General features: G+C 61.9%; 19 protein-coding genes. 14 read left to right on the top strand and 5 right to left on the bottom strand.

The window, feature by feature from the left end:
• The first annotated feature begins 107 nt into the window (after positions 1-107).
• From thrS to ENE74_RS05315, 7 genes are all read left to right on the top strand, one after another.
• Complete coding sequence (gene thrS / locus ENE74_RS05340; protein ID WP_127689651.1) at positions 108-2117, top strand: threonine--tRNA ligase; 2010 nt, start codon at positions 108-110, stop codon at positions 2115-2117.
• A 125-nt stretch (positions 2118-2242) separates the two neighbouring features.
• The gene (gene infC, locus ENE74_RS05335; protein ID WP_127689649.1) at positions 2243-2776 is read left to right on the top strand and encodes a translation initiation factor IF-3; all 534 of its coding nucleotides are present in this window, start codon (positions 2243-2245) and stop codon (positions 2774-2776) included.
• A 243-nt stretch (positions 2777-3019) separates the two neighbouring features.
• On the top strand, positions 3020-3166 hold the full coding sequence (locus ENE74_RS05330; RefSeq protein WP_127689643.1) for a lmo0937 family membrane protein: 147 nt from the start codon (positions 3020-3022) through the stop codon (positions 3164-3166).
• 487 nt (positions 3167-3653) lie between these two features.
• Positions 3654-4628 carry an IS1595 family transposase gene (locus tag ENE74_RS05325; RefSeq protein WP_127689641.1) on the top strand — a complete coding sequence of 325 codons (975 nt, stop codon included), beginning with the start codon at positions 3654-3656 and terminating at the stop codon, positions 4626-4628.
• Positions 4625-4801, top strand: a complete 177-nt coding sequence (locus tag ENE74_RS18165; RefSeq protein WP_164847384.1) for a hypothetical protein — start codon at positions 4625-4627, stop codon at positions 4799-4801. Before ENE74_RS05325 ends, ENE74_RS18165 begins: the two co-directional genes overlap by 4 nt.
• 437 nt (positions 4802-5238) lie before the next feature.
• Positions 5239-6189, top strand: a complete 951-nt coding sequence (locus ENE74_RS05320) for a hypothetical protein (protein ID WP_127689639.1) — start codon at positions 5239-5241, stop codon at positions 6187-6189.
• 65 nt (positions 6190-6254) lie between these two features.
• Positions 6255-6467 (top strand): hypothetical protein, encoded by a 213-nt coding sequence (locus ENE74_RS05315; protein ID WP_127689637.1) that lies wholly within the window; start codon positions 6255-6257, stop codon positions 6465-6467.
• 610 nt (positions 6468-7077) lie between these two features.
• Here the strand turns inward: ENE74_RS05315 and msrA are convergent.
• From msrA to ENE74_RS05300, 4 genes are all read right to left on the bottom strand, one after another.
• The gene (msrA, locus tag ENE74_RS05310) at positions 7078-7749 is read right to left on the bottom strand and encodes a peptide-methionine (S)-S-oxide reductase MsrA (protein WP_127690540.1); all 672 of its coding nucleotides are present in this window, start codon (positions 7747-7749) and stop codon (positions 7078-7080) included.
• Between the two features lie 37 nt (positions 7750-7786).
• Positions 7787-7975 (bottom strand): hypothetical protein, encoded by a 189-nt coding sequence (locus tag ENE74_RS18160; protein ID WP_164847382.1) that lies wholly within the window; start codon positions 7973-7975, stop codon positions 7787-7789.
• Positions 7976-8208: 233 nt separating this feature from the next.
• The gene (locus tag ENE74_RS05305; RefSeq protein ID WP_127689635.1) at positions 8209-9411 is read right to left on the bottom strand and encodes a pyridoxal phosphate-dependent aminotransferase; all 1203 of its coding nucleotides are present in this window, start codon (positions 9409-9411) and stop codon (positions 8209-8211) included.
• A 109-nt stretch (positions 9412-9520) separates the two neighbouring features.
• Positions 9521-10498, bottom strand: coding sequence for an Mrp/NBP35 family ATP-binding protein (locus tag ENE74_RS05300; RefSeq protein ID WP_127689633.1), 978 nt, complete (start codon positions 10496-10498; stop codon positions 9521-9523).
• 72 nt (positions 10499-10570) lie between these two features.
• Here ENE74_RS05300 and hflK point away from each other — a divergent pair, with 72 nt between their 5' ends.
• From hflK to ENE74_RS05285, 3 genes are all read left to right on the top strand, one after another.
• Positions 10571-11722 (top strand): FtsH protease activity modulator HflK, encoded by a 1152-nt coding sequence (hflK, locus tag ENE74_RS05295; RefSeq protein ID WP_127689632.1) that lies wholly within the window; start codon positions 10571-10573, stop codon positions 11720-11722.
• Positions 11722-12567: a protease modulator HflC gene (gene hflC / locus ENE74_RS05290; RefSeq protein WP_127689631.1), complete on the top strand. Its 846-nt coding sequence runs from the start codon at positions 11722-11724 to the stop codon at positions 12565-12567. Before hflK ends, hflC begins: the two co-directional genes overlap by 1 nt.
• Positions 12568-12697: 130 nt before the next feature.
• Entirely contained in the window at positions 12698-14206 is a 1509-nt protein-coding gene (locus ENE74_RS05285; protein ID WP_127689630.1) for a Do family serine endopeptidase, read from the top strand.
• Between the two features lie 71 nt (positions 14207-14277).
• Here ENE74_RS05285 and pdxH read toward each other — a convergent pair whose 3' ends face one another.
• Positions 14278-14856, bottom strand: a complete 579-nt coding sequence (gene pdxH, locus ENE74_RS05280; RefSeq protein ID WP_127690539.1) for a pyridoxamine 5'-phosphate oxidase — start codon at positions 14854-14856, stop codon at positions 14278-14280.
• 139 nt (positions 14857-14995) lie between these two features.
• On the opposite strand from pdxH, the gene ENE74_RS05275 reads away from it, so the two are divergent.
• The 4 genes from ENE74_RS05275 to aroC all read left to right on the top strand — a co-directional run bounded on the left by ENE74_RS05275 (position 14996) and on the right by aroC (position 19007).
• Positions 14996-15946, top strand: coding sequence for a DnaJ C-terminal domain-containing protein (locus tag ENE74_RS05275; RefSeq protein ID WP_127689629.1), 951 nt, complete (start codon positions 14996-14998; stop codon positions 15944-15946).
• Positions 15947-15964: 18 nt separating this feature from the next.
• The gene (locus ENE74_RS05270) at positions 15965-16933 is read left to right on the top strand and encodes a YihY/virulence factor BrkB family protein (RefSeq protein ID WP_127689628.1); all 969 of its coding nucleotides are present in this window, start codon (positions 15965-15967) and stop codon (positions 16931-16933) included.
• 23 nt (positions 16934-16956) lie between these two features.
• Entirely contained in the window at positions 16957-17751 is a 795-nt protein-coding gene (gene fabI, locus ENE74_RS05265) for an enoyl-ACP reductase FabI (RefSeq protein ID WP_127690538.1), read from the top strand.
• A gap of 167 nt (positions 17752-17918) precedes the next feature.
• Positions 17919-19007: a chorismate synthase gene (gene aroC / locus ENE74_RS05260; RefSeq protein WP_127689627.1), complete on the top strand. Its 1089-nt coding sequence runs from the start codon at positions 17919-17921 to the stop codon at positions 19005-19007.
• Positions 19008-19028: the final 21 nt, after the last annotated feature.

Genomic DNA, 19028 nt, shown 5'->3' with positions numbered 1-19028 from the left:
GCTGCGACCTGTCAAGCCGTTGCGTGATCCAGCCCTTGACTTCCCGGCACCTGCTGGACACATGCAAACCGTCTAAAAATCCCGAAAACAAAGGCTTTGCCCTTCCCATGACACAGCTTCTCAAGATCAGCCTGCCCGATGGTTCCGTGCGCGAAGTGGCGCCCGGCACGACCCCGGCGGAGATCGCGGCGGCGATCGGGCCGGGGCTGGCCAAGGCGGCGCTGGCGGCGAAAGTCGATGGCGAAGTGCGCGATCTCCATCGCCCGCTCGAAGCCGATGCGCAACTCGCGCTCATCACCGTGCGCGACGAAGCCGACGCGCTGGAACTGGTGCGGCATGATTATGCGCATATCCTGGCCGAAGCGGTGCAGAGCCTGTTTCCGGGTACGCAGATTACCTTTGGCCCATCGACGGACGATGGCTTCTATTATGATTTCGCGCCTAAAGATCGCCCCTTCACCGACGAGGATCTGCCCGCGATCGAGGCGGAAATGCGCCGTATCATCGCCGCCGACAAGCCACTGATCCGCAAGGAAGTCGATCGCGAAACGCTGATCGCGCAGTGGCGGGCGGCGGGCGAGACGTTCAAGGCGGAATGGGCGGCCGAATTGGCGGGCGACGAGCCGCTGACAGTCTATCATTCGGGGCCGGAAAACCAGCCCGGCTCCTGGTATGACATGTGCCGCGGCCCGCATCTCGCCTCCACCGGCAAGGTCGATCCGCAGGCTTTCAAGCTGACGCGGGTGTCGGGGGCCTATTGGCGCGGGGATCAGAAGAATGCGATGCTCAGCCGCATCTACGGCACCGGCTGGCTGAACAAGAAGCAGCTCGACGCGCATCTGACGCGGCTGGAGGAAGCGGCGAAGCGCGACCATCGCAGGCTGGCGCAGGAAATGGACCTGTTCCACCTTCAGCCCGAAGCCCAAGGCTCGGTCTTCTGGCACCCCAAGGGCTATATCGTCTGGCGCGCGCTGGAAGCCTATATGCGCCGCAAGCTGGATGCGGCGGGCTATCGCGAAGTCAAAACGCCGCAATTGATGGACGCGCGCCAGTGGGAGCAGTCCGGCCACTGGGGCAAATATCGCGAGAACATGTTCGTCGTGCCCGACGAAGTGCCCAATACCGACGATGACGGCCCGGTGCTGTCGGGCGAGGCGGACATGATGGCGTTGAAGCCCATGAATTGCCCCGCGCATGTCCTCATATTCCGCCAGGGGATCAAGAGCTATCGCGATCTGCCGCTGCGCCTTGCCGAGTTCGGCTGCTGCCATCGCAACGAGGCGCATGGCGCGCTGCACGGCATCATGCGCGTACGCCAGTTCACGCAGGACGACGCGCATATCTTCTGCCGCGCCGACCAGCTCGTCGATGAGGTGAAGGCCTTCTGCGATCTGCTCGACGGCATATACAAGGATCTGGGCTTCGAACAGTATGCGATCAAGCTCGCGCTGCGCCCGGAAAAACGCTTCGGCTCCGACGAAATGTGGGACTGGTCCGAACAGTCGCTGCGCGATGCCGTGGCGCAGGCGGGGCGCGCGACGCCTGAATATGGCTGGGAGGAACTGGACGGCGAAGGGGCCTTCTATGCCCCGAAGCTGGAGTTTCACCTGACCGATGCGATCGGGCGGACATGGCAATGCGGCACGCTCCAGACCGACACGGTGCTGCCCGAGCGGCTCGATGCCAGCTATGTTGGCGAGGATGGCGAGCGGCATCGCCCGATCATGCTCCACCGCGCGATTTTGGGCACGTTCGAGCGGTTTATCGGCATATTGATCGAGCATCATGCCGGGCGCTTCCCGCTGTGGCTGGCGCCGGTGCAGGCTGTGGTCGCGACCATCGTGTCCGAGGCGGACGATTATGCGCGCGCCGTGGTGGAGCGGCTGCGCGCCGCGGGCATCCGCGCCGAACTCGACCTGCGCAACGAGAAAATCAACTATAAGGTGCGCGAACACAGCCTGGCCAAGGTGCCCAAGCTGCTGGTCGTCGGCAAGCGCGAGGCGGAGGAAGGCACCGTCGCCCTGCGCACCCTGGGCGAGCAGGCGCAGGCCGTGCTGACGCTCGACGAAGTCGTGGCCACCCTTGCAAAAGAGGCGACGCCGCCCGATATGCAGTGAGGCGCTGAAGCCACAGGCCGCTGTCCTTCGTATCCACGGAGGACATGCGGCCTTTTCGGCTTCGTCGAAAGGCGCTATGAGCCTTTTTGTCAACGACTACAGGAGAGTCTGCTATACGTCCCCCGATGATGCGCCGCCCGCTGGCGCCAATGCCGAAATCCGGCCCCCGCTACAACGAGTTCATCACAGTGCCCAAGGTGCGCGTGATCGATGACGAGGGCGAAAATCTGGGCGTGATGTTTACGCAGGAAGCGATCGAACAGGCCGCCGAAGTGGGCCTGGACCTGGTCGAAGTCTCCCCCAATGCCGATCCGCCGGTCTGCAAGTTCCTCGACATCGGCAAATATAAATATGAGGCGCAGAAAAAGGCGAATATCGCCCGCAAGACCCAGAAGACGCAGGAGATCAAGGAGATCAAGATGCGTCCCAACATCGACGATCATGATTATGATACGAAGATGAAGAAGGTCCACAGCTTCATTGAAGAAGGCGACAAGGTGAAGATCACCCTGCGCTTTCGCGGTCGCGAACTGTCGCATCAGCAACTCGGCATGGCCCTGTTGCAGCGGGTTGCCGAAAATGTCGCGGAAATCGCCAAGGTCGAAGCCTATCCCCGCATGGAAGGCCGCCAGATGCTGATGGTGCTGTCCCCGAAGTAAAGTCGCTGCGCCCCGGCCCCTCGACGGCCTGCAAGGCAGGTGTTCAGGATAAACTCAGCCGAAGGCTGAAAGCCGGGGTCGAGGGCCGCAGAGGCTGCACTGCATCGCCCTGAGCCTTGGCCGTCGCCGGGGAACCACATCTGGGAGCACATTCCCATGTCGCCGCCGGAACGATCATGTTCCGCACGTGTTTCTGTTTCGACTGTCGGCGATCATTGCCCGCAGCATCGAAGGAACATCGCCATGATCTGGACGATCGCACTCATCCTGTTGATCCTGTGGGCGCTGGGCTTTGCCTTTCACATTGCCGGTGGCATCATCCACATCCTGCTGGTGCTGGCCGTGATCGTTGGCCTCTACCAGCTTTTCACCGGCCGTCGCGGGCTGTGACATGCACCGGGCAACCCCGCATGGATGGCCCGTGTTAGTGACCAACTTGGATAGGATTCCGGTTGACAGTGCTGGATATAGTGCCGCTGCGGCGAAAGTCGGCGCCGCAGCGGCTCCCGGCAAATGCTTTCAAAAGGGTCGGGGAAAGCACTAGCGGGATAGATTAAGACCCGATAGATTATTGTATTGGCGCCAGAAACGCGACAGGATTGATCTGGCCGTAGCAGTAAATGGAACTAACCATATATTGGCTTGATTTGTTCGACCGCACGCAGCGCCGGGGTAAGGGATACGCGCCGCACTCGTCCATCTCGTGCGTCCTTTTGGACTTCGATCATTCCGCCATCAATCAAGCGCCCCAGCGTACCGTAGAATCCGCGATAAGACAGGCCACTTACAAACATAGCCTCTTTAACACTTAAAGGGCCACTCAAAGGGACTTATATACATGCTTGACCCAAGGCGGGGAGCGTGCTAATCAGGCTGCATGAGCAAGAAACCCGCCATTCAGCAGTTTGACACCATCCTTCAGATGATGGCCGTAATCCCCGACGAACAGGCCGCGATCGACCATTTTACGGCGATCCGCTGGAAAAACGGTGCTTTTTGTCCGCTCTGCAAAAATGCGGACGCCAACCGTATTGGGCGCATGAATCGCGTTGTTGGCGCTGGCGAAAATCAGGTTAAAACTCCGACCAACACCTACAAGTGCTATGCCTGCCGCAAGCGCTTCTCCATAAAGGTCGGCACGATCTTTGAAGACAGCAAAATCCCGCTGCGCTCGTGGATGCTGGCGATCTGGCTTATCACATCGCACAAGAAAGGCATCGCCAGCACCCAACTCGCCAAGGATATCGGCGTTACGCAAAAGACGGCTTGGTTCATGACCCACCGCTTGCGCTATGCGATCAAAACCCAGTCTTTCAACCGCCCGCTGGACGGCATTGTAGAAGCCGACGAAACTTTCATCGGCGGCAAAGAGAAGAATAAGCACGCTCATCAGCGCACCGGCGGCAAACAAGGTGGCAAAGGTAAGGTTGCCGTTCTTGGTATGTTGGAACGCGACGGCGAATTGCGCACCGGCACCACGCCGAACCTGAGCGCCAAGGCCGTCCAGACCGTCATCCGTGACAATGTGAAGTCGGGCGCTAACCTGATGACCGATGAGCATGGCGCGTTCGTCGGCCTGTCCGACGCCTACAATCACCACCGCGTAAACCACAGCGCTGGCGAGTATGTGCGCCACTATATCCTGCACACTAACGGGATTGAGAGTGTTTGGGCGTTGTTCAAGCGTCAAATCATCGGCACTCACCATTTCCTTTCGCCCAAGCACCTGAACGCCTACCTTGGCGAGATGACATGGCGCTTCAATCTCCGCAGCATGGGCGAAGGCGACCGCGTGAACGCCCTTCTCGCGCAGACCGCCGGACGCCTCACCTACAAGGCTTTGAAGGCATGAGCGGCAAGCGAGAGAAGCCCCTTGGGCTGGACATGCCGCTCGCCGAAGCGCTCGAAAGGTTCATAGGCGTCGATCCCGACGAGTTGCCGGACAACGTGAAGCTGAGACAAAAAAAGGGACCGCAGAAGCGATCCCTAGGTGTTGATGAAAAGCCCACTAAGGGCGGTGACTAATCCTCTGGATTAACGGCGGCGATAATAGCACCGCACACGTTCGACGCGACAGCGCCTGATGCGGTAATATCCCTGGATGAAGCGCATTTGCTTTTTCCTTGAATTTGGGCGCTAACCGTGCGATTCCTTGCTTGTCACAGCGGTGGAAACGCAGCGCTTAGCGCCCGTTGAAACTACGGATGGCCGGGGCTTTGCTCCGGCCTTTTCCGTTTCTGGCGGCCTTTCGTTGGTCGCGGTGTCCGTTCCACTATCACATCAAACACGATCTCCGGGTCGGCTTTCGTTCAGTCCGACGTCGTATTGCTTAACGACCTACCAAGCATGTGGCAAGAGGCATAATTTGCCGAAGAGCCCAAAAAAGGCATGAAGGGCTTTTTTCTAGACATATTACTAGAAAAAGGCTTATTGTATCCATCGACACTTGAGAGGGTTATGTGATGGCTGATGATATCGACGCTGGTGACGATCTAAAGCTCACCGTTGGCAGGGGGCCAAGCTACCCCTTCATAGATTTGCAGAGAGCGCTCGATCGGGTCTTCGAGATCACCGCAAAAGGTGCGGAGAGAACGAAACTCTCTCCTGAAACCTTTTACAAGCTGTGGAATTACGCTCCAAAGAGCAGTGGTGCTCGACAGACGATGGCCGCGCTAAATTCATACGGACTAGTGGAATACGTTGGGAAAGGGACCGACAGGCGAGTCCAGCTAACAGATTTGGCTCGCAGGATTGCGCTAGACAAGCGTCCGGGGTCACCTGATCGTGAGCGAGCGATGGCGCAAGCTGTGATTGAGCCGCCTGTTTTCGCGGAGCTCTATGACACATATGGCCCCATCCTCCCCGACAAGACGGTAATGGAATATTGGCTGGTATCCGAGAAGGGCTTCAATCAGCAGGGGGCTGAAGCCGCAGTGGCCAACTTCATTTCGTCATTTATGTATGCCGGGATGGATAAGCCGACGCAAAAGCCCGACGAGAACGGTTCACAGCGTAAGCCAGACATGGTAGATACGCCCAAACCAAGCGTAGGTGATTTTGTGGAAGTCGAGGTGGGAGGGCAGCTTCAGTTCGCGAAACCAGTTCGCGTACGAGCCACCACGCCCGATGGCGCTTGGTTCTTTGTCGAGGGAACCGAGACGGGATATTCTATGGAACAAGTAAAAATCGTTGACCATCCGGATGGTCAGGATCGCAAACCGCCGACCCTTCCTCTTGAGCAAGCGAAGGTCGCCACATCGACTAACGACCTTAAGCCAGTGTTCGACTTTGATAGTGTTACGATCAATACGAAGATTACGAGCCAGTGGCATCTTACTGAGCTCATCTCGCGGCTTGCTAAGTTAATGCCGTTGTTGCCGGAGGGTGACGATGGCAAGCAGAAGGACGACTGATTGAAAAGCCCGGCCTAACCCGCCGGGCTTTTTTTGTGATAATTGACCTCTAACGGGAGAGGCCCATGACCAATCAGGATTTTAAACGAAGCGTGGCGGGTGCCTGTGGCAGCGCGTTGGCGGCTGTCGTTGTTGTAAAAGGCATCATAGCCGTGGTGCCTGACGTGATCTTGCTCGATAAGTATGGTGATGTTCGAGGCATCTTTCAGCTTGGGTTAGCGATAATCGCCATCACCATTTTTGGGGCCGCTTGGCGCTGGATCGACACAATTGACTAAATGCCATCATCAATCTGGGTCAAGCACGTATATAGAACCCAAATCAAACCTATATTAAATAGCAGTTTTGCTTCGGGGCGTAGAGCATCAAAACCGGTTATACTATTAAAGTAGTTATTTAATATTATAGCGTTTCTGCATATTTCGAAATCTAACTCACCATATTCTCCCATCACTTTTGCCCCATATCGATGATATCATCATGCCTTCGTCAGCAAAAAGTAATATAATGATATGGATAGCTATTTTTAGGATCATTTCGACAAGGAAAACAGTCCATTATGCTTTGCATTTTCGCATATTTTGCGCGCATGATGTTCTATTAGCATAGGATGAAGCCTTCGATTAGCATGCTGCCTCGCATCTAATCAGAGGGCGCGTTACGATGTTTCAAGATAGCGACGTCGATGCGACAATCACTACGCCCAGACGATCGGCACTTTGGGATCAACCGTCAAATGAAGTTGGCGATTACGCCACACAGCCGCGAGAGCTCAAGCTATGGAAACTTGTCCGCAACTATCTGATGTTCATAGTTTTGGTAACGTGGATCGTCGTTTTCTGGCCGCTACTCGTCTATGGCATCTGGACGTTGTTTGAATAACCTAAATCAGCTCACCCATGTGCCGCTATACTGCTGCGGAAAGGCCTGGCGGAAGGCTGCGAGCTTGGGCGCGTCCCAGCGCAGGATATAGGGGTGGCGCGGGTTCTTGCGCATGAAGTCCTGATGATAGCTGTCGGCGATCTGGAACCCGTCGAACCGCTCCACACGGGTGACGATCTTGCCGGTCCACAATTTGGCCTGGCCAAGCTGGGCCAGATAGGCCTGCGCCGCCTTCGCCTGCGCGGCATTGGTGGGGTAGAGCGCGCTGCGATATTGCGTGCCGTGATCGGGGCCCTGATAATTAAGCGTGGTCGGATCGGCGATCACCGAAAAGAATATCCGCATCAAGGTGCCATAGCTCACCTGCCGCGGATCATAGACCACGCGCACGGCCTCGGCATAGCCCGTGCCGCCTGCGCTGACGCTGTCATAATCGACCTTGAGGCGCGGCGGGCCACCGGCAAAGCCGGATTCGACACGCTTGACGCCCTTCACATGGCTGAACACGCCCTCGACGCCCCAATAGCATCCGCCCGCGAAAATCGCGGTCTGCAGGCCCGTCGTGGCGGGCACGTCCAGACGTGGTTGGGGCGCAAGCACCGTGCGCTCACCAGCAATGGCAGCGGGGATGATCGCATCGGGCAAGGTAGCGGGCGCATAATGCCACGCCGCCGCCATCATGCCGCCGCCGATCATCGTGGCGGCGACCAGTGCCCTAAAGGATGTCATAACTCCGCTCCTGCTGGATGGGGGCAGCAGACAGATCATCGGGACGCGGCTGCGCATCGGCCGGGTTGAGCGTCACAACGCCGACCAGACCCAGCAGAAAACCACCCATGAACCTAACGAACAGGCCCGATTTCAAGAAGGCGACCATGTCGCACACCTTTCTGTCTTGCTTCACATCCAGCTACGGAGGCTGGTTAGGAAAAGTTGCATGAGCCCTGCATGAATGCAGTGATCGATGGCACAATCCGGCGACGAACATGCCTGTGGGATCGACCAGCCGCTTCAACAAGGTTGCTGATGGAAACGGATATAGACTGTCACCTGCCGCAAACAAGGTGCGGGAATGAAACCGACCGTTTCGATTTCGCCGTCGTTCGCCGATTGACGTCAGGCCATCCTGGGCGTGGATCAGCGCAAGGCGGCGCAAGCTTCCTGAATGCGGGTGCACGCCTTTTTCAGCACCTCTTCCGACGTCGCATAGGAAATACGGAATGCCGGGCTGAGGCCGAAGGCGCCGCCATGCACCGCCGCCACTTTCGCCTCATCAAGGAAATAGGCAATCAGATCCTCGTCCGTCGCGATTCGCACGCCCTTGGGCGTCGTCTTGCCGATCACGCCCGAGGCGTCGGGATAGACGTAGAACGCGCCTTCGGGAACGGGGCAGTTGAGGCCCGGCGCATCGTTGAGCATTGCCACGACCATGTCACGCCGCCTGCGGAACGCGGCATTGCGCTCTTCCAGAAAATCCTGGTCGCCGGTCAACGCGGCCGTAGCAGCAGCCTGCGATATCGAGCAGGGGTTCGATGTCGACTGCGATTGCAGCTTGCTCATCGCCTTGATGATCCAGGCCGGACCACCGGCAAAGCCGATCCGCCAGCCGGTCATCGAAAAGGCCTTGGAACAGCCGTTGACCGTCAATGTGCGATCGTAAAGATCGGGGCACACCTGCGCAATCGTGGCGAAGGGCGTCGCGGCATACCAGACATGCTCATACATGTCGTCGGTCATCACCAGCACATGGGGATGGCGCAGCAGCACCTCGCCAAGCGCCTTCAACTCGTCCGCCGAATAGGCCGCGCCTGAGGGGTTGGACGGGGAGTTGAGCATCACCCAGCGTGTCTTCGGCGTGATCGCGGCATCAAGCTGCGCCGCGGTGATCTTGTAGCCCTGCGCCGCCGGGCCTTCGATGATGACCGGCGTACCGCCCGCATAGTTCACGATGTCGGGATAGCTGACCCAGTAGGGCGCGGGAATGATGACTTCGTCGCCCACGTCGACGGTCGCGACCAGCGCGTTGAACAGCGTGTGCTTGCCACCGGCATTGACGCTGATCTGGCTGCGGTCATAGGCAAGGCCGTTGTCGCGCTTGAACTTCAACGCCACGGCATCCTTGACGGCCGGCGTGCCGTCCACGTCGGTATATTTGGTCTGTCCGCTGCGGATCGCGGCGATGGCGGCATCCTTGATGAAGTCGGGCGTATCGAAATCGGGCTCCCCCGCCGACAGGCCGATCACATCCACACCTGCGGCCTTCAGCGCATTCACACGGGCGCTCATCGCCAGGGTGGCGCTGGGCTGGATGCGGCCAAGGGCGGCGCTGGTGCGAGTCATCGGTAATAATCTTTCCTGAAAGCCCGGCGCGCAGCCGGTAAGGCGAACGGTCGGTCCCTTACTGCGCAATGTCGTGACGGGCAACCGGCTTTGGATCGGCCGTCGCCATTCAGCCGGTCGCGAGCCACGCCTCCAGCCTGCGCGCAATGGCGAGGAAGGGTGCCGCTTCCGCCGCGTCGCCGCCTGCCGGGGGCAGGCCCGCGTCGGACGCGGTGCGGATGGCGATGGTCAGCGGGATGCGGCCCAGGAAGGGCATGCCCATCTGCGCCGCAGCCGCTTCGGCGCCACCCTGGCCGAACGGGTCGGAGGCTTCCCCGCAATGCGGACAGACATAGCCTGCCATATTCTCGACCAGCCCGATCAACGGCACGTCCGCCTGCTCGAACAGGCTGACCGCCCGGGTCGCGTCGATCAGGGCAAGATCCTGCGGTGTCGAGACGATCAGCGCCCCCGCGGGCTTGTGCTTCGATATCATCGACAGCTGCACGTCGCCGGTGCCGGGCGGCAGGTCGACGATCAATATGTCGATGCCGTCCCATTGCGCATCGATAAGCTGGCCGAGCGCGTTGCCCGCCATCGGCCCGCGCCATGCAATCGCCTGCCCCGGATCGGCCAGATGCCCCATGGACAGCATCGGCACGCCCCAGTGGCTCATCACCGGCACGAGTTGCTTGCCTTCCGCCGTTGGCTTTTCGCCTTCGCTGCCCATCAGGCGCGGTTGCGAGGGGCCGTAGATGTCCGCATCGACCAGGCCGACCCGGTGCCCGAGGCGATGCAGCGCCACGGCCAGATTCGCCGACAGCGTCGATTTGCCGACGCCACCCTTGCCGGAGCCGACCGCGACTATCCGCAGGGTGCGCTTCTCCGCCGTCATCGCGATACGCACCTGCGTGACATCGGGCAGGTCGCCAATGGCCGTACGCAGGGCCGCTTCCATGGCGGCGCGCGCATCGGCCGACAGCCCGGTCACGTCGAGCACCAGGCTGACAATACCGTCCTTCAGGCGCAGTCCGCTCGCACGGCCCTCGCTCAGAGCGGACAGGTGTTCGGCAATGGCAGCGGGAAGATCGGGCACGGGATCGCTCATGATCAGCGCGCATAATGGATTATCGATGCAAAGGCACTGTTTTTCCCGCCGCGGCATTCCTATAGATGATGCATGAACAGAATGAACGGCTGGATGCCGCAATGGATCGCCGCAATCGGGCGCACGGCAGGACATGCCATGGCGCAAGGCCCCTGGGGCAACAAGGGCAGCGATGATGAGGGGAATGGCGGAAAGCCCGACGGCCCGCGCAACCCGTGGACGCAGCCGGGCGGCGGCAATCGCCCGCAGGGCCGCAGCGGGCCGAGTGCCATCGAGGAACTGCTCCGCCGCGGTCGTGAAAGCTTCGGTGGCGGCGGGAACAATGGCGGCGGCTTTGGCGGCCTGCCGCAGCGCCCCGATGGCAAGGCGATCTGGCCGATCGCGCTGGCGCTCGTCGTGCTGGTGTGGCTGGCGCTGACCTGCATTCATCGCGTCGGCCCGCAGGAACGTGGCGTCGTGCTGATGCTCGGCAAATATAGCCGTACTCTCTCGCCGGGGATCAGCATCACCTTGCCTGCGCCGCTCGAATCGGTCGCGACGGTCGATGTCGAGGAAATCCGTACGATCGACATCGGGTCGACCAGCGCAGAGCAGGAAAATCTGATGCTGACCGGCGATCAGAACATCATCGATCTCGCTTATTCGGTGCGGTGGAACATTCGCAACCCGGAACTCTACATGTTCCAGCTTTCCAACCCCGACAGCGCGATCCGCGAAGTCGCCGAAAGCGCGATGCGTTCGGTCGTCGCCAGCGTCAATCTGGACGATGCGCTGGGCGCGGGCCGTACCGGCATCGAGCAGCAGGTCGAACAGCGGATGCAGGAAATCCTCGACAGCTATCGCTCGGGCGTGCGGGTACAGGGCGTCGCGATCAAGCAGGCCGATCCGCCGGCGGCCGTCAATGACGCGTTCAAGGGCGTTTCCGCGGCGCAGCAGGCGGCGCAGACCAGCCTCAACCAGGCGCGCGCCTATGCGCAGCAGCAAACCGCTCTGGCGCAGGGTGAGGCGGCGCAGTTCGACAAGACCTACGAACAATATCGCCTGTCACCCGAAGTGACGCGGCGGCGCATGTATTATGAGACGATGGAAAAGGTGCTGGGCAACATGGACAAGACGATCGTCGAGACCGGCAACGTCACGCCCTATCTGCCGCTGCCCGAAATCAAGCGCCGCGCAGCTGCCGCGCCTCCGGCGGCCCCGGCTGCGACGACGGGAGTGCAGTGATGCCAGGCCTGTTGCGCAACCCGATCGCCTTCGCGCTGATCGCCATCGCCTTCCTGCTGCTGTTGGGCAGCACCATTTCGATCGTGCCCGAAACCCGGCAGGGCGTGATCGTGCGTTTCGGCGAGCCGGTGCGGATCGTCAACCGCTACCGCCCCAACGAACAGTTCGGCTATACCGGCGCGGGCGTGATCCTGCGCATTCCGTTTGCCGAACAGATCGTCTGGATCGATAAGCGCGTTCTGTCGGTCGAGATGGAGCGGCAGCAGGTGCTCTCGACCGACCAGTTGCGGCTCCAGGTCGATGCCTTCGCCCGCTATCGCATCGTCGATCCGCTGCGGATGTATATTTCGGCAGGCAGCGAGGATCGCGTGTCGGAAGCCTTGCGGCCGATCCTGGGTTCCGCGCTGCGCAACGAGCTCGGCAAGCGGCCCTTCGCCGCGCTGCTCAGCCCGGAGCGGGGCCAGGTGATGCAGAATATCGAAGCCGGTCTCAACCGCGTCGCCCGGCAATATGGTGCCGAAATCGTCGATGTGCGGATCAAGCGCGCCGATTTGCCTGACGGTGCGCCGCTGGAAAGCGCGTTGCAGCGGATGCGCACCGCGCGCGATCAGGAAGCGCTGACGATCCAGGCGCAGGGTGCAAAGCAGGCGCAGATCATCCGCGCCGAGGCGGACGCCAGTGCCGCCCGCGTCTACGCCGAAAGCTTTGGCAAGGACCCGGATTTCTACGACTTCTACCGGGCCATGCAAAGCTATCGCTACACGTTCGATCCGTCGCGGTCTGGCCAGACGTCGGTCATCCTGTCGCCTGACAACGACTTCCTGCGGGAGTTTCGCGGCAAGTGAGATATTCGGGCGTTTCCACCCTGACCGGCGGGAACGACCCTTATTCAATGTGGGTTAAGGGAAGACGAGGCATCGCAGCCATTCCTGTGGTCCCGGCCTTTTCCCGAACGTCATGAGAGGACAATCATCAGTGCGCTACGCTTACGCCATCACCGCAGCCCTTCTGCTCGGCGGCACGGCCATTGCCGTCACCTCGAACCAGCCGCTCGGCGCGCAGACCGCGCAGAACGAAGGCATGCAGGCCGCGGCGCCGCGTGGCGCGCCGGTCAGCTTTGCCGACATGGTGGAAAAGCTGCAACCGGCCGTCGTCAACATCTCGACGCGTCAGCGGGTGCAGGTGCAGAACCCGTTCGCCGGCACGCCCTTTGGCGACCTGTTCGGCGCACCCGGCGGCACCCCGCAAACACGGCAGGCGCAGTCGCTGGGGTCTGGTTTCCTGATTTCCGCGGACGGCTACATCGTCACCAACAACCATGTCGTTGCCCCCGGCGCGGAAGGCGCGAGCGTGGACAGCATTACGGTGACGCTGACCAACCGCGAAGAATATAGCGCAAAGCTGGTCGGGCGCGACGTCGCCAGCGACCTTGCCGTGCTGAAGATCGAGCCTAAGAAGGCACTGCCCTTCGTGAAGTTCGGTGACAGTACGAAGGCGCGCGTGGGCGACTGGGTGATTGCGATCGGCAATCCCTTCAGCCTGGGCGGCACGGTGACCGCGGGCATCATCTCCGCCGTGCATCGCAACACCGGCGGCGGCAGCGACCGTTTCATCCAGACCGATGCCTCGATCAACCAGGGGAACAGCGGCGGGCCGATGTTCGACATGAACGGCAATGTCATCGGCATCAACAGCCAGATTCTTTCACCCTCGGGCGGCAATGTCGGCATCGGTTTCGCGATTCCGGCGGAACAGGCCGTTCCCGTCATCGAGACGCTGCGCAAGGGCGAAAGCGTGCGGCGCGGCTATCTGGGCGTACAGATCACGCCCTTGTCGGAAGATATCGCCGATTCGCTGGGACTTGCGAAGAACCGGGGCGAGTTCATCCAGGGTGTCGAACCGGGCCAGGGCGCCGACAAGGCGGGCATCAAGCCTGGCGACGTGATCGTGAAGGTCAACAATCGCGAAGTGACGCCGGACGAAACCCTGTCCTTCATCGTCGCCAATCTGCCGATCAACTCGCGTGTGCCGATCGAACTGATCCGCAACGGCCAGCGGATGACCGTCACCGCCGTGGTGGGCCAGCGCCCGCCCGAGGATCAGCTGAACAGCTTCGCGCAGCAGGGCGATGACGATGACTTCTCCAATCCGCGCAGCCAGCCCGATGCGGGTGCCGCCGCGCAGCAGAGCCTGGGCGTTGCGGTAACGCCGCTGACGGCGGGAATCGCCCGTCAGCTTGGCGTGCCCGCCGAAACGCGCGGGGTGGTCATCACGACGGTCGATCCCTCGACCGACGCGGGTGCCAAGGGCCTGCGTCGCGGCGACATCATCCTGTCGGCCAACAATCGCCCGACCCTGACGGAGGCGGACCTCAAGGCTGCCATCGCGCAGGTGACGGCGGCAGGCCGCAATGCGGTTCTGTTGCAGGTGCTGCGTCGCGGCCAGCCCGCGACCTTCGTCGGGATACGCCTGCGCGACAAATAAGCGGCATACTATGCCCGGCAGCATGGTGACGCATCTCGCTGCCGGGGCATTGCCGGGCTGGTCAGCCCTTATCAGGGATAGAGCAGACCTTCGCGCCATGCGCCGTCGCCATCGCGCGTGAACAGGCGGCGTTCGTGCAGGCGATATTCCCGGTCCTGCCAGAACTCGATCGCCTGTGGCACCACCCGAAAGCCTGACCAGTGCGGCGGCCGGGGAACCGCGCCGCCTTCATGACGGGCCTGCACCTGCGCAAAACGATCCATGAACACATCGCGCGAAGGCAAGGGGCGCGACTGGTCCGAAGCCCAGGCCCCGAGCTGCGAATCCCGCGCACGCGTCGCGAAATAGGCGTCGGCGGTGGTATCGTCCACACGCTCCACCACGCCTTCGATACGGACCTGCCGCCGCAGCGACTTCCAATGGAACAGCAGCGCCGCTTGAGGATTGGCGATCAGCTCCCCCGCCTTGCGGCCTTCCAGATTGGTGTAGAATACGAAACCCTGCGGTCCGTGCCCCTTCAGCAGTACCATGCGGACCGACGGACGGCCTTGCGCATCCGCCGTCGCCAGCGCCATCGCATTGCTGTCGTTGATCTCGGTGCCGCGCGCCTCTTCATACCATCGGTCGAACAGGGCGAAGGGATCATGGATGGCGGTATCGCCTGCTGGGTCTGTCATTGCGCCTATCTAGGGTTGCGGTCGCGCAACGACAACGCGCTTGAAGCGCGACAAGTCGCTTTCCACATGATAGCGACCGTGCAACTTCACAGGACGAGACATTACCACGAACATGGCCGATCCCTACAGCATATTGGGCGTGGCGCGCGGCGCCAGCGAAGCGGAGATCAAGAAAGCCTATCGCACGCTGGCCAAGACGCTGCATCCCGATCGCAATGCCGACAACCCCAAGGCGGCCGAACGCTTTTCCGACGTGACGCGCGCCTATGATCTGCTGACCGACAAGGACAAGCGCGCGCAATATGATCGCGGGGAAATAGATGGGGACGGCAACCCTGCCATGCCGTTCGGCTTCAACAGTGCGCGCGGCGGCGCGGGCGGCCAGCCGGGCGGCGGTCATGGCGGTGGACCGGCCGGATTCGAGTTCAGCCCCGGCGGCGATTTCGGCGACATATTCGAAGGCCTGTTCGGCGGCGCGCGCGGTGCGGGCGCGGGCGGCGGTGGCTTCGGCGGCTTCGGGCGCGGGCGTGGCGCCCCCCCGGCGAAGGGCGCCAACGTCGGCTATCGGCTGGCCGTCGGGTTCATCGATGCAGCGACCGGCGCGCCGCAACGCATCACCCTGCAGGACGGCAAGACGATCGACGTCAAACTGCCCGCGGGGGTGGAAACGGGCACACAGATGCGTCTGGCCGGCAAAGGCCAGCCCGGTCCGGGCGGCCCCGGCGACGCGATCATCACGATAGAGATCGGCAGCCATCCCTTTTTCACGCGCGATGGCGACCATGTCCGCCTGACCCTGCCCATCACGCTCGACGAAGCCGTCCGGGGCGGCAAGGTGAAGGTGCCGACCGTCGAGGGACCGGTGATGCTCGGCATTCCGGCAGGGTCGGCATCGGGCAAGACGCTGCGCCTCAAGGATCGCGGCTTCACGGGCAAAAGTGGCGCGCGCGGCGATCAGCTCGTCACGCTCCAGATCGATGTGCCCGCCGATGATGCCGCGCTCAACGATTTCGTCGCAGGCTGGCAGGACAGACGGTCGGTCCGGGGACATCTGGGCGTCTGAGGGCGTTACCCTCCTGTCATGAGAGATGTTTCCCCCGAATCGCCCGAAGCGCGCCGCCAGCGGCTGCTGGACCAGCCCGAAGTGGCGCGCCGCTCGCGCCTCGCGCGGTTCCATCCCGGCGCGAACGCGGTGCAGGTCATGAAGCGCGTGGCCATCGGCGTTTACACCGACGGGTTCATCCATGCCGGCAACCTGGCCTATATGGCGCTGCTGACGCTCTTTCCCTTTTTCATTGTTGCAGCCGCGATCACCAGCGTCTTCGGCCGGACGAGCGATGGCGTTGCCACCGTCAACGCCTTTCTGCTCACCGTGCCGCCCAGCGTCGGCGAAGTGCTGCGCGGACCGATCAACCAAGTGATCGATGCCCGCCTGTCGAGCGGCGTCCTGTGGCTGGGCGGCCTTGTTGGCCTGTGGTCGGTCGGCAGCCTGATCGAGACGATCCGCGACATCCTGCGCCGCGCCTATGGCACCAAAAGCGGACGGGCGTTCTGGCAATATCGGCTTGGCTCGATCGGCATCATTTTCGTGAGCATCTTCGCCGCGATGTTTGCGTTTTCGATGCAGATCGCCCTCGCCGGGGCGGAAGAGTTCCTGCTGCGCGTGCTGCCCTTCGCCGACGACGCGATCCGCATCGTCACCGCCAGCAAGATCGTGCCGATGGCGATCCTGACGCTCGCGCTCTATTCGCTGTTCGTCTCGCTCACCCCCAGCAAATATCGCGACCGGCGCTTTCCCAAATGGCCTGGCGCGGTGCTGACGGCGGGCTGGTGGTATGGTACGCTGATCCTCCTGCCGGTCGCGCTTTCGAACCTCGCAAGCTACGACCTGACCTACGGCAGCCTTGCAGGCGTCATGATCACGCTCATTTTTTTCTTCCTCGTCGGGCTTGGCGTGGTAATTGGCGCGGAACTCAATGCGGCTCTGGCGGACTTCCCCGATGCGGAAGCGGCCCCCGAACCGCCACTACCAAGGACTGACGACATATGAAGGACGCGATCACGGGTACCCTGATGCAGGGCAAACGCGGCCTCATCATGGGTCTTGCCAACGAAAAGTCGCTGGCCTGGGGCATATCGAAGGCGCTGCATGCGCAGGGTGCGGAACTGGCCTTTTCCTATCAGGGCGAGGCGCTGGAAAAGCGTGTGCGGCCGCTGGCCGAGCAGCTGGGATCGGATTTCCTGATCCCCTGCGACGTATCCGACATGGCGCTGCTCGACGCGACGTTCGCGGCGATCAAGGAACGCTGGGGCACAATCGACTTCATCGTCCACGCCATAGGCTTTTCGGACAAGAACGAGCTGCGCGGCAAGTTCTACGACACCAGCCTCGACAATTTCCTGCTGACGATGAACATTTCCGCCTACAGCTTCGTCGCCGTGGCGCAGCGCGCCCGCGCGCTGATGCCCGAAGGCGGATCGCTGCTGACGCTGAGCTATTATGGCGCGGAAAAGGTGATCCCGCATTACAACGTGATGGGCGTGGCGAAGGCCGCGCTGGAAACCAGCGTCAAATATTTGGCAATGGATCTAGGCCCGGAGAACATCCGCGTGAACGCGATTTCGGCCGGGCCGATCAAGACGCTGGCGGCAAGCGGGATCGGCGATCTCCGCTATATCCTGAAATGGAACGAATATAATTCGCCGATGCGCCGCAACGTCACCATCGAGGATGTCGGGGGCGCGGGCCTCTATCTGCTGAGCGACCTCGCCAGCGGCGTGACCGGCGAAATCCACCATGTCGATGCCGGGTACAATGTCATCGGCATGAAGGCGGAAGACGCGCCGGATATCGGGCTGGAACAGTAGCTCTTCTCCCTCTTCCCTTCAGGCTTCGTCCTGAGCGCCTGCCTTGGCAGGCAGTCGAAGGGGGAGAGGGCCGGGGAGAGGGGGAATGACATGCGTTTGCGGGACCAGGATATGACGGGGCACAGCCCCCTCTCCCAACCCTCTTCCCTGCAGGGGAGAGGGCTTTCGTGAGCTTCAATACATTCGGGCGCGTGTTCCGCTTCACCACCTGGGGGGAAAGCCATGGTCCGGCCATCGGTGCGGTGGTGGACGGCTGCCCGCCGGGCCTGTCGATCAACGCGGAAACCGACATCCAGCCTTTCCTCGACAAGCGCCGCCCCGGCACGTCGAAGTTCACGACGCAGCGCCAGGAGCCCGATCAGGTCCGCATCCTTTCCGGCGTGTTCGAGGGTAAGACGACGGGGACGCCCATTGCCCTGATGATCGAGAATGTGGATCAGCGGTCGAAGGATTATTCGGATGTCGCCAAGGCATACCGCCCCGGCCATGCCGATTATGCCTATGACGCGAAATATGGCTTTCGCGACTATCGTGGCGGCGGCCGGTCGAGCGCGCGCGAGACGGCATCACGCGTGGCGGCGGGTGCCGTGGCGCGGCTGGTGATCCCCGATGTCGACATCTTCGCTTATGTCAGCGCAATCGGCGATGACGCGATCGACCCGGCGCGCTTCGACCCTGCGGAGATCGACCGCAATCCCTTCTTCTGCCCCGATCCTGTGGCCGCGCAACGCTGGGAGGCGCTGGTCGATGGCGCGCGGCTGGACGGATCGTCGCTGGGCGCGGTGGTCGAGTGTATCGCGATCGGCGTGCCCGCAGGCTGGGGGGCGCCGCTCTACGCCAAACTCGACGCAGAGCTGGCCGCTGCGATGATGAGCATCAATGCGGTGAAGGGCGTCGAGATCGGCGACGGTTTCGCGGCCGCGCGCCTGCGCGGAGAGGACAATGCCGATCCGATGCGCCCCGGCCCGGACGGCGCGCCGCAGTTCATGGCCAATCACGCCGGCGGGATCGCAGGCGGCATTTCCACCGGCCAGCCGGTGAAAGTGCGCGTCGCGTTCAAGCCGACCAGCTCGATCCTGATCCCGGTCGACACGGTCACGCGCGAAGGCGAGCCCGCCGACATCATCACCAAGGGCCGCCACGACCCCTGCGTCGGCATCCGCGGCGTGCCGGTGGTGGAAGCGATGATGGCGCTGGTGCTGGCGGATCAGCGGCTGCTGCATCGGGCGCAGTGCGGGGAAGCGGGGGGCGATTGACGCCCTGCCCCCCAAGAGCGT

The sequence above is a fragment of the Sphingobium algorifonticola genome, assembly GCF_004005485.1.
GTDB classification, from domain to species: domain Bacteria; phylum Pseudomonadota; class Alphaproteobacteria; order Sphingomonadales; family Sphingomonadaceae; genus Sphingobium; species Sphingobium algorifonticola.
Note: the sequence above shows the minus strand (reverse complement) of the source record. Positions and strands in the feature narration are given on the sequence as shown.

Bases quoted from the DNA above. Each gene is read 5' to 3' on its own strand.
- thrS (WP_127689651.1), top strand. From the start codon at position 108: ATGACACAGCTTCTCAAGATCAGCCTGCCCGATGGTTCCGTGCGCGAA.
- infC (WP_127689649.1), top strand. From the start codon at position 2,243: ATGATGCGCCGCCCGCTGGCGCCAATGCCGAAATCCGGCCCCCGCTAC.
- ENE74_RS05330 (WP_127689643.1), top strand. From the start codon at position 3,020: ATGATCTGGACGATCGCACTCATCCTGTTGATCCTGTGGGCGCTGGGC.
- ENE74_RS05325 (WP_127689641.1), top strand. From the start codon at position 3,654: ATGAGCAAGAAACCCGCCATTCAGCAGTTTGACACCATCCTTCAGATG.
- ENE74_RS18165 (WP_164847384.1), top strand. From the start codon at position 4,625: ATGAGCGGCAAGCGAGAGAAGCCCCTTGGGCTGGACATGCCGCTCGCC.
- ENE74_RS05320 (WP_127689639.1), top strand. From the start codon at position 5,239: ATGGCTGATGATATCGACGCTGGTGACGATCTAAAGCTCACCGTTGGC.
- ENE74_RS05315 (WP_127689637.1), top strand. From the start codon at position 6,255: ATGACCAATCAGGATTTTAAACGAAGCGTGGCGGGTGCCTGTGGCAGC.
- msrA (WP_127690540.1), bottom strand. From the start codon at position 7,749: ATGGCGGCGGCGTGGCATTATGCGCCCGCTACCTTGCCCGATGCGATC.
- ENE74_RS05305 (WP_127689635.1), bottom strand. From the start codon at position 9,411: ATGACTCGCACCAGCGCCGCCCTTGGCCGCATCCAGCCCAGCGCCACC.
- ENE74_RS05300 (WP_127689633.1), bottom strand. From the start codon at position 10,498: ATGAGCGATCCCGTGCCCGATCTTCCCGCTGCCATTGCCGAACACCTG.
- hflK (WP_127689632.1), top strand. From the start codon at position 10,571: ATGAACAGAATGAACGGCTGGATGCCGCAATGGATCGCCGCAATCGGG.
- hflC (WP_127689631.1), top strand. From the start codon at position 11,722: ATGCCAGGCCTGTTGCGCAACCCGATCGCCTTCGCGCTGATCGCCATC.
- ENE74_RS05275 (WP_127689629.1), top strand. From the start codon at position 14,996: ATGGCCGATCCCTACAGCATATTGGGCGTGGCGCGCGGCGCCAGCGAA.
- ENE74_RS05270 (WP_127689628.1), top strand. From the start codon at position 15,965: ATGAGAGATGTTTCCCCCGAATCGCCCGAAGCGCGCCGCCAGCGGCTG.
- fabI (WP_127690538.1), top strand. From the start codon at position 16,957: ATGCAGGGCAAACGCGGCCTCATCATGGGTCTTGCCAACGAAAAGTCG.